Source organism: Photobacterium kishitanii (assembly GCF_003026355.1).
Lineage (GTDB): Bacteria > Pseudomonadota > Gammaproteobacteria > Enterobacterales > Vibrionaceae > Photobacterium > Photobacterium kishitanii.
Window position 1 is genome coordinate 60,517 of the sequence record NZ_PYON01000020.1, and the last position, 10,004, is coordinate 70,520.

Here is a 10,004-nt window from a genome sequence, read left to right on the forward strand (position 1 = left end):
CAGGAGTTAATCCTGCCTATTTAGCACCACAAATGAATTATACTAATTCAGATAAATGTATAATCATTATGCGTACTCAATAAAATTAAGTACGGTATAATACCTTAATGATATGGTAACCAAATTTAGTTTTAATTGGACCAATCGGCTCTAGCACTTTACCGCTAAATACAGCCTTATCAAACGCTGGCACCATCGCACCTTTTTTGAACTCGCCTAAATCTCCACCTTTTTTACCTGATGGACAAGTAGAATATTTTTTTGCAAGCGTCTGAAATTTAGCACCTTTTTTAAGTTGCCCAAGAATATCATCTGCTTGTTCTTTATGTTTTACTAAAATGTGAAGTGCTGCTGCTGTTGAAGCCATGCTTAATAAACCTATGATCGCTATACTATGAAGGTCTTGCTAATGTATTAATTATCGCATTAGTTAGTATAAAATGCTAATAATCACGTTATGTTATAACATTGAAAAAATGAAAAAATTTAAAGGCTTACAAATCAAATAATCTATCTATAATAGCTCTATTCACTTTCCATTCATGGCTACTTGGTTACAGTTATAAATATGAAAAAACATTGCAAATATTTATATCTTATTGGATTTATCAGCATCTTTAGTTGTCAGGTGTTTGCTGCGCCTAGTGCTGATATCGATGAACATCACGATAATGTCATGGATGCGGTAGCCCAAGGACTGATACAACCTTTCTCTGCGCTCCAACATAAAGTCCACCAACAGTTATTAGCTCGTATTATTCGCGTTGAATTAGACAAAGATGATGATGAATGGATCTACGAATTAAAGCTTATTGATGCTAACAATAATATAATAAAAGTCGAGTATGAAGCCCGTACTCTTAAAATGATAGAAATAAAAGGACGCCATCTTGAAAGTGTTCTTAAGGTTCCAGAATGAAAATTTTAGTCGTAGAAGATGATATTACATTAGGTGAGCAAATTGTCACCGGTTTAGAACAAAATGGGTGGGTTGCCGAGCACTCTGCCGATGGTATCGATGCACTATATCGCGCAACCTCTGAACCATGGGATGCGATTGTACTTGATTTAGGCTTACCTAAACTTGATGGTATCACTGTCCTTAAAGGTATCCGTGAAGAAAACGTTAACTGCCCTGTTGTAATTCTCAGCGCACGAAATGAGCTCACTCAACGTGTTGATGGTTTAAACGCCGGTGCTGATGATTACTTAACCAAACCTTTTCAAATGGTGGAGTTAATTGCTCGTGTTCGCGCTCAATTACGCCGCGCTACAGGTAATGTTTCACCAGTCATCCAAGCTGGCGAGTTAAGTTTAGATACCCGTACCTCAAAGGTAACATGGCAAAATCAAGTGATTGATTTAACAGCTCTTGAGTTTAAAGTCTTATCGTATTTAATGCACAATACTGACAAAGTAATCTCTCGTACGGAGTTAGTTGAACATATTTACAAACAAGATTTCGATCGTGACTCTAATACTATTGAAGTATTTATTGGTCGTATTCGTCGAAAAATTGGTAATGATGTAATCAAGACTGTTCGCGGTCTTGGATATCGTATCAATGCTAACTAACCTATCGAAAAATCGCCAACCAAGTATCCGTAACCGACTGCTCATTGCAGCAGCAGTCTGGTTATTGGCGATTACATTATCAGCCGGCTATCTTGTCCCTACTTTTATCAAAACCTATCTAATTGAACAAGAAAAGTCACAGTTATACCTCTACATGGATCAAATTACCGCCCAAGTAGATATTGATAAACATGGCCAACTGTTTGTTGATGGTCGCCTATCAAATCCTCGCTTTAATTTTCCATACAGTGGCTTATATTGGTCACTAAAGCTAAATAAACAAATATTAAGGTCACGTTCGTTATGGGATACGACCATTAAAGGTAATGCCCAGAAAGGCTTTGAAGGCCCGAACAATCAATCCTTAATTGTCGTAAAACGTAAATTTAGCTTGCCTGACAGTGATTATCCTATCGAGCTATCGGTTGCAGTCAATCAGGATAAGCTTCTAAAAACGCTACAAGAATTAACTCATGGGTTATGGGTTATTCTTACAATTATGGCGATTGGTATTTTAGTACTTACCACATTGCAAGTTAGTTGGTCATTATGGCCATTACGTAAACTGCGGAAAAACCTGATAGAAGTGCGTGAAGGTCATTCAACGGAACTTACAGGTCTTTACCCTGTTGAAATTCAACCTGTAATTGATGACCTCAACGCTCTGTTATTTCATTACCAAGAATTATTATTACGCGCTAGAAACCACTCTGGTAATTTATCACACGCGTTAAAAACGCCGATTGCGATTCTGAATAATGAAGTATCGTTATTAGACCCAGCCACACAAGCTAGACTCGCGCCAGCACTGCAACAATTACAGCAACATATTGATTATCACTTAGGCCGTGCGCGCATGGCAGGAGCAATGAATATTCTGGCAGCTAAAACAGCGCTGTCACACCGCATTGATGCAATTTCTCTTGCCATGGATAAAGTCTATGCACATCGAGGGGTTGTATTGGTCAATGAGCTTGATAGCGATGTCGTTATTGCCGTTGAAAAAAGCGATTTAGATGAAATGATAGGTAACCTAATCGAAAACAGCTATAAGTGGGCTAATAGCTTAATTCGTGTTTATCAAGAGCCGATTATAGACGGCCATATTGTATTAGTGATTGAAGATGATGGACCTGGTATTGCACGAGAAAAGTGCAAACAGGTGCTAAAGCGAGGAGTACGGTTGGATGAAAACACACCAGGAACAGGACTAGGCCTCAACATTGTCAACGAACTAGCGCATAGTTACCGTGGCGATTTAGTACTAACGCATAGCTCCCTTGGTGGTTTAAAAGCTATGCTTTATCTACCCATCCCACGTAATTGAGTACTAATATATAAAATAGTCAATAAAAGCCCTACAACATACAACTATTGTAGGGCTTAATTTAGTTTAGTCATCATATTATGTCCCTAGAATCTACAACGCTCGCATTAGAATTTCGAAATCTTCTTGTGCAGACTCAATTAAGCATTCAAGTTCTTTAGCGTCTTTATTTGTAAGATCTAATTGCCAACATACTTGTTCTGCTTCACGACAAACTAATAATGTTTTCATCCCTGCTTTATTAAACCATAACTGTGAAAATTCTGCTTCACATGATGAATCATCTTCCATAATTGTCACTTCTAACTTCCCTGTAGGGATCACTCGTATACACGCATTACCCTGCTGACTACCACATAAAGTAAAATTTCGCTGTTCCACTAGCATCACAGGCCTCTCCTTGTCTCTTATCAATGCAAATGTTGTGCATCCTGCCACATAACACTTCTAAGTGTAGATTCATAAATCCATGTTCGAGTAGTTTTTATAATTATTAATAAATTTATTATTTCAGATGGTTGACTATTTATGCTATCAATCATCATATAAAAGCAACAATTGCTATAGATTATTCAATAATTGCAGTAATATATTTAAAAAAACACAATAGGAAGATAAAAATAAATGATAGATTTTCGCTCAGATACGGTAACACGCCCATCAGAAAAAATGCGTCAATTAATGGCAACAGCCGCTGTTGGTGATGATGTTTATGGTGATGACACAACAGTTAATGATCTTGAGCAATGGGCAGCTGAACGTCATGGTTTTGAGGCTGCTATTTATTGTACTTCCGGTACCCAAGCCAACTTACTTGCTTTAATGGCACATTGTGAGCGTGGTGATGAATACCTTTGTGGCCAGCAAGCCCATAATTATAAATTCGAAGGCGGCGGTGCTGCTGTATTAGGCTCAATTCAACCCCAACCCTTAGAAAATGATGCTGATGGTAGTATCTCATTTGCAAAGTTAACAGCGGCAATTAAGCCACTAGACCCTCACTTTGCACGCACTAAATTACTTAGCCTTGAAAATACTATCAACGGTAAAGTGCTACCGCTAGCTTATATTAAACAAGCGCGTGAGTTTGTTGATCAGCATGGCTTACAAATGCATCTTGATGGCGCTCGTGTTTATAATGCAGCTGTCGCTATGAATGTTGATATTATTGAAATCGTAAAATATTTTGATTCATTTACGATTTGTTTATCAAAAGGATTGGGCGCACCCGTTGGCTCATTATTATTAGGGGATAAAACCTTAATCGCAAAGGCACGTCGATGGCGTAAAGTGCTCGGTGGTGGTATGCGTCAAGCGGGCATCATCGCAGCAGCTGGTAAACTGGCTCTGACTGAGAATATTGACCGACTTGCTGACGATCATCACAATGCCCGCTATTTAGCTGAGCAGTTGAACAATGTTAATGGCTTTAGTGTCAATCTTGATCATATTCAGACTAATATGGCGTTTGCTAAAGTAGATCAACATATCGATCAAACACAATTGATCGATACATTGAAGCAACAAGGTATCTTAATTAGTGGCGGTAATCCAATGCGTTTCGTTACGCATCTTGATATTACAACTAATGATATTGATACTTTTATTACAGCACTAAAAAGTGCGCTATAACAGCGCATCTTTTCATTAAACAGACACTTAGCCCATAACCATTATCCTGTGAATATGGGCTTTAATTACAATATTTGATACACATCACAACCAAGCAAATAAAATCTGAAATCGCCATCCTTATAGCCACATTCAACTACGCTTAAAAACAGCACCATTATAAATAACAACGTCATATAAAATAGATGTGCGCATAATCAACAAGGATGAGTATATGGACGAATTACAATTATGGTTAGCTTCAATTAAAGCATGGTATCTTGAAGATAACCCCAATAATATCGCCCCTCTCATCACTATTATTACAGCGACTCCGACGGATCTATTCACAACATCAGATCCTAATAAGGTAGCGAGTAATAACAACCTACGTAATGATCATCAGCATGAAGAAGCGCTTGCATATTGGCTCGATGGCTGTCAAAAAATCTGCCAGTATCACCGCCAAAAACAGCCACAACTTGCTTTTACTTATATCCAACTCCCCTATGCTAAATTACAAGCATTGGTATGCGATCCGCAGCAAAGCGCAGCCATTAAACGCTGGGGATTAAAAAAACTTGATAGTATCATTGTCACTTTACTGGAATTTTGCCAAGGCCAGCAACAGCAACACTGGCAACAGCAAAGTCATGACTTAATTGATTTACATGTGATCTTTATGGCTGCTCAGCAACATCTTAATCTTAAATACTAATCGGCAAATCTCTATGATGTTTGAGGTTTGCTCCATACCGATTTGAAATCAAACCAGCCTAATAAATTCGATTCCATGTCTTGAAGTTGTACATTATCATTCACACCTAACCAATTATGAAATAACGGAATAGTTTGCCCTGTTTGCGATAAAGTTTGTCCAATAAAATCGCTAGGAAATACCATGCTAGGTGTCGCACGCCACTCGCTGATCGCTTGTTGTAACTGTTTAAATTCATCAGCGGGCATAACTCGTTGAATATGATTAAAATTGTGCAACCACGCAAGAATAGCATCATCACGATTGCTGCCAAGACTCATGCCATTTAGCCAAATATCAATTTTTTCAGCCTGCTTACCAAGAATAATATCTTCGTAGCTCAATTCTATAATTTTTAATCGTATACCGTCCTTGGTTAATATATTTTCAATCAAAGAGGCAATATAAGGATAAATAGGATGTTCATGCTGATAGGCCAGTGTAACAACCCTTTTATTTGGTATTGCAACAGTCTCTGTTAACTGCTGAATATGGATCCAACCAGGTAATAATCCGTAAGCATTAAATAACTTAAAATCACCCGTTTTAGTCAAATCCATCTCGCGCATTACATTTAAACTGTACAATCGCGATTGAAAATACGCTAACCACTCAGAATGTTGAGCTAACCCTGAAAGACGATTAAGCAATAAAAAAGTACAACCTTGATCCATAGATAATCGAGATGATATCTGAGCATGACTTTCTAAGTTATCATCTAATGTCGGTTGTAGATAACACGCAGCAAAGTGATTTAACATCCACACTTCGACCACATCACTCAGGGCTCTAAAGCCAAAATAATGCTCAAATGCTTCTAATTTAAACCGCTGCTTATCATTAGCAACGACTTTATAAGGCCCAGTGCCAATAGGAAACGTTTCGTAATCAGGTAATACTGCGTGATTGGCAGGTTGAATCATAGCACTCGTATTAGCTAATAAATCAGGAAAGCGATAATCATCTTGCGTTAAATAAAAATCAATAATATTTGTATGTGGAGAGGTAACATCATCGATATGGGCAAATAAAGACAGCTGCTTAACCTGCTTAAAAGTTTCAAAAATATCGTTACTATCTAACAATCTACCATCGTGAAAACGAATAGCTGGCCGTAGATAAAATCGCCAATGACGGGGGGTTATCGCCTCCCACGAATGGGCGATATCACCAATAACGGTTTCTTCTTCCCCTTTTTCCTCATTTAGCTGAGTTAATCCACTGAAAATTTGTCGCACTAGATGTTGCTCTGAACGACGAAGAGGCTTCAATGGTGTGATATTTTCAAAGCTACGATAATAAGGTAAACGAACAATTTGCCGGCCTTGATGGTGAGAAATACCTAGCTGTTCTTGAATTAATTGCACCAGTTTTTCGGCATTATGATCTAAGGTGGCTAAGGCGGGTTCTAACTTACCTTCTGCCACTAACTTTCGAGCATGCTGAAGCTGTAACTCACTGTCAGTGTTATTAAAAATAAGTCGTGATTGTTTACCTCGACCAACTGCAGGTTGCCAATCAATCCAGCCTTTAGTCACCATTTTATTGATCACCATCCGCACGTTACGGCGAGTACAAAATAGGACTTCAGCAATATCTTGCAAGTTGGTCTCAGTACTATCGCCACCAAAATGGTTATAAAGACGCTGAAATTGAAGTTTTAGACGTTGACCACTCATAAAAGGGGAACCTTATTTATTTATTTATGCTCTTTTAACTTTTCTACTTTAACCTAGAATAGAACCTGTCAAAACAAAAACGTATATTTATAGAGTAGAAAAATGCATGTTTACTCTATCCCGTTAATGTATTGACAAGGTTAATGAACATTGTCTGCAATAGGTCCCCCCAACTTATTGCGACTCCTGAGTGATCATTAATAACACTGGCTGATGTAATACTCAATTACATCAGCCAGTTTTCCTCTTTATTTAATTCTAAACATTGCGAGATAACGCAAACATTACCACTCAATTTGCTTAATGAACTAAATACAGGTAGAAATATAATTATCTACTAACAAGAATTACAACCATCATGCCTGAATCTGTTTATCAACCTCACGATTTTTCCTCTTTAATTCACAGTCGCCGTTCGGTACGTAAATATGATGCCGAAGGTTCTTTTGATCATGATGCTGTAACACGCGCTCTTGAATTAGCCATCCTTTCACCGAACAGTTCCAACATGCAGTTGTGGCAATTTCATCGCGTGATTACGGCTGAAAAACGAGAGCAACTGGCTAAGTTATGTATGGGGCAAAATGCAGCCAAAACAGCACGCGAATTGATTGTTATCACTACCACGCCTTATAAGTGGAAACAACGTACAAAAATGAATGCCGCGCAAATTCGACAGGCATTTGAAGGTCGTGAAGATGCAACCTCAAAACGCGCGCTAAAATATTACGAAAAGCTGATCCCATTTTTATACCGCAATGATCGCTTTGGCTTATTAGGCTCTATTCGTAAAGTGATTGTGGCGTACTTAGGCCGTAACAAGCCGATGGTTCGTGAAGTCAGTAAAGCAGATTTGCGGGTGTGTTTACATAAAAGCACATCACTTGCCGCAATGACCTTTATGACAGCAATGCGTGCCGAAGGTTACGATACTTGCCCAATGGAAGGTTTTGACTCCAAACGTGTAAAACAACTTCTCAACTTAAACCCTAAAGATGAAATCACGATGATCATTGGTTGCGGTCCACGTGCTGAAGATGGCATTTATGGTGAACGTCATCGAGTTGATAACAATGAAGTAATAGTCACTCACTAACAGATCCACTTACAATAGATGGCGGAAACTTGTTATTTATCCGCCAAATATTACTAGTGGCATTTAACCATTTAATACTGCCAGCACTTCTTCTCTCACTCCCCGAGCCTCACTGAACATCAGACAAAGGTCACCCGTTAATTGATGGCATTAGATTAACAACAAAGCAGCAACAAAAACACCACAAAAGACTAGGTATTCATGATATTTACATATATATTCATCACATAGAAAGACACATTTTTCATATGGAAATGAATCTATTGAAAGGATATCAATATGGTACAGACTGATGCAAGCTCGCTTATTCCCATTCTTGTTACACTCACTTTATCTCTAATTACACGAAATGTGGTTATTGGTTTGTTTATGGGGGTGTTGAGTGGTGTCTTCATGTTAACAACCATCAATCCGATAGCTGCTTTTGGAATCATGGTCAGTGACTACTTAGTCCCTCAACTCACTAATAGCTATAATGCTGGCGTAATCGTGCTACTGATATTTATCGGTGGTTTTGTTGCTCTAATGGAAAAATCAGGGGGTGGACACGCCTTTGCTAGTAAAGTCACTCACAAGATTAATACTTCAAGCCGAGGGCAAATATCAGCATGGTTAGGCGGCATTGGTATTTTCTTTTCAGATCTTGGAACTCCTCTTATAGTTGGCCCTATTTTTCGTCCTCTTTTTGATAAATTAAAACTATCTCGACAAAAATTAGCGTTTATTATTGACTCAACGTCTTCACCTGTCGCTATTTTGATTCCATTTATTGGTTGGGGTGTTTATATCATGAGTCTAATGCAAAAAGAGTTTAGTGCATTAGGCAGTGATATTTCGGATTGGGATGCTTTTATTCGCGCTATTCCCTATCAATTTTATGCCATTCTTGCCATTGCTATTGTCCCGTTAGTCGCGCTAAAAAAATTAGATTTTGGCCCAATGGCTCAAGCGGAGATTGATGCTCAGCAAGGAAAAAGTTGCGGCCACAGTAACGCAGAGTTAATCTCATTTACTCATCAAAACGCCCAAGCGTCGTTTGTTTGGATGCCACTATTAGTGATGGCCTTTATTTTAATATTAATGTTAGCACCGCTGGGTTTTCCTTTTGAAAAAGTATCAGGCTCTATTTTTAGAGCTGCTTTATCAAGTGCTTATTTTTTTGCTGCTATTACTCTAATTTTATTAATGGCTAGATATAAAGTACGAAAGTTAAACGATGGAATTAATGTCTATTTAAAAGGAATGGGAAATATGGTGCAGGTTGCTATCATTCTTATTCTTGCATGGACATTAAGTACAGTAGGAAAACAATTAGGTGCTGCTGATTATATTGCCCAGCAAGCGCAAGCTGGATTCCCCTATTGGCTAGTGCCTGCCGTGGCTTTTTTATTATCAGCCATTATCTCTTTCGCTACGGGATCATCATGGGGAACATTTGCGATTATGATGCCATTAGTCATACCAACAGCCTTTGCGATTGATGCCCCATTATATGTCTGTATTGGTGCAGTATTATCGGGTGGTTTATTTGGCGATCATTGTTCACCAATATCTGAAACAACCATCCTTTCATCTACAGGATCGGGTTGTGATCAATTTGAACATTTTCGAACTCAGTTGCCTTATGCCGTTTTAAATGGCGCTATTGCATTAATCAGTTTTGTTTTTGCTGGATTATATCAACACAATATTATCTTCCTTTTTGCGCTACTGCTTCAAGTTATAGTGTTAATACTGCTGTCACAAAACCAAAAAGGACGCGCACTAAGCATAACAACTCAAACTGAATGATAGCGATTAAAAACTGACAACCATAATAATAAAAGCCTGTATAAAACAGGTTTTTATTACTAATCACATAGCTACCCCATATAAACAACTTCTTTCATAATATTTTTATATGACTTTTTCTACATTTGAGGGGTATCTCATTACCACCAATATATATAATATTAATTA

10 protein-coding genes are annotated in these 10,004 nt (G+C 38.1%); 7 read left to right on the plus strand and 3 right to left on the minus strand.

Annotated elements, in window-relative coordinates; translation table 11 throughout:
- Positions 1–85: 85 nt before the first annotated feature.
- On the minus strand, positions 86–367 hold the full coding sequence (gene ppiC / locus C0W29_RS18040) for a peptidylprolyl isomerase PpiC (protein WP_036790409.1): 282 nt from the start codon (positions 365–367) through the stop codon (positions 86–88).
- A gap of 201 nt (positions 368–568) precedes the next feature.
- Between ppiC and C0W29_RS18045 the strand changes: the two genes are divergently transcribed.
- From C0W29_RS18045 to C0W29_RS18055, 3 genes are read left to right on the plus strand one after another with little or no spacing between them, the layout of a single operon-like run.
- The gene (locus C0W29_RS18045; protein WP_045041304.1) at positions 569–919 is read left to right on the plus strand and encodes a PepSY domain-containing protein; all 351 of its coding nucleotides are present in this window, start codon (positions 569–571) and stop codon (positions 917–919) included.
- Positions 916–1,575: a response regulator transcription factor gene (locus tag C0W29_RS18050; protein WP_036790415.1), complete on the plus strand. Its 660-nt coding sequence runs from the start codon at positions 916–918 to the stop codon at positions 1,573–1,575. The genes C0W29_RS18045 and C0W29_RS18050 overlap by 4 nt, the downstream gene beginning before the upstream one ends.
- Positions 1,565–2,902 carry an ATP-binding protein gene (locus C0W29_RS18055; RefSeq protein ID WP_045041305.1) on the plus strand — a complete coding sequence of 446 codons (1,338 nt, stop codon included), beginning with the start codon at positions 1,565–1,567 and terminating at the stop codon, positions 2,900–2,902. The genes C0W29_RS18050 and C0W29_RS18055 overlap by 11 nt, the downstream gene beginning before the upstream one ends.
- A gap of 93 nt (positions 2,903–2,995) precedes the next feature.
- Here C0W29_RS18055 and C0W29_RS18060 read toward each other — a convergent pair whose 3' ends face one another.
- A complete protein-coding gene (locus tag C0W29_RS18060) occupies positions 2,996–3,289 on the minus strand; it encodes a hypothetical protein (RefSeq protein ID WP_045041306.1) in 294 nt (97 codons plus the stop codon).
- Between the two features lie 240 nt (positions 3,290–3,529).
- Here C0W29_RS18060 and ltaE point away from each other — a divergent pair, with 240 nt between their 5' ends.
- On the plus strand, positions 3,530–4,534 hold the full coding sequence (ltaE, locus tag C0W29_RS18065) for a low-specificity L-threonine aldolase (RefSeq protein ID WP_080888825.1): 1,005 nt from the start codon (positions 3,530–3,532) through the stop codon (positions 4,532–4,534).
- 214 nt (positions 4,535–4,748) lie between these two features.
- Complete coding sequence (locus C0W29_RS18070) at positions 4,749–5,231, plus strand: hypothetical protein (protein ID WP_045044756.1); 483 nt, start codon at positions 4,749–4,751, stop codon at positions 5,229–5,231.
- A gap of 11 nt (positions 5,232–5,242) precedes the next feature.
- Here the strand turns inward: C0W29_RS18070 and C0W29_RS18075 are convergent, their stop codons facing one another.
- On the minus strand, positions 5,243–6,949 hold the full coding sequence (locus tag C0W29_RS18075; protein WP_045044757.1) for an SgrR family transcriptional regulator: 1,707 nt from the start codon (positions 6,947–6,949) through the stop codon (positions 5,243–5,245).
- A 358-nt stretch (positions 6,950–7,307) separates the two neighbouring features.
- Here C0W29_RS18075 and C0W29_RS18080 point away from each other — a divergent pair, with 358 nt between their 5' ends.
- Complete coding sequence (locus tag C0W29_RS18080; protein WP_045041310.1) at positions 7,308–8,045, plus strand: nitroreductase family protein; 738 nt, start codon at positions 7,308–7,310, stop codon at positions 8,043–8,045.
- A 279-nt stretch (positions 8,046–8,324) separates the two neighbouring features.
- Positions 8,325–9,836, plus strand: a complete 1,512-nt coding sequence (locus C0W29_RS18085; protein ID WP_045041311.1) for a Na+/H+ antiporter NhaC family protein — start codon at positions 8,325–8,327, stop codon at positions 9,834–9,836.
- The last annotated feature ends 168 nt before the right edge of the window (positions 9,837–10,004 follow it).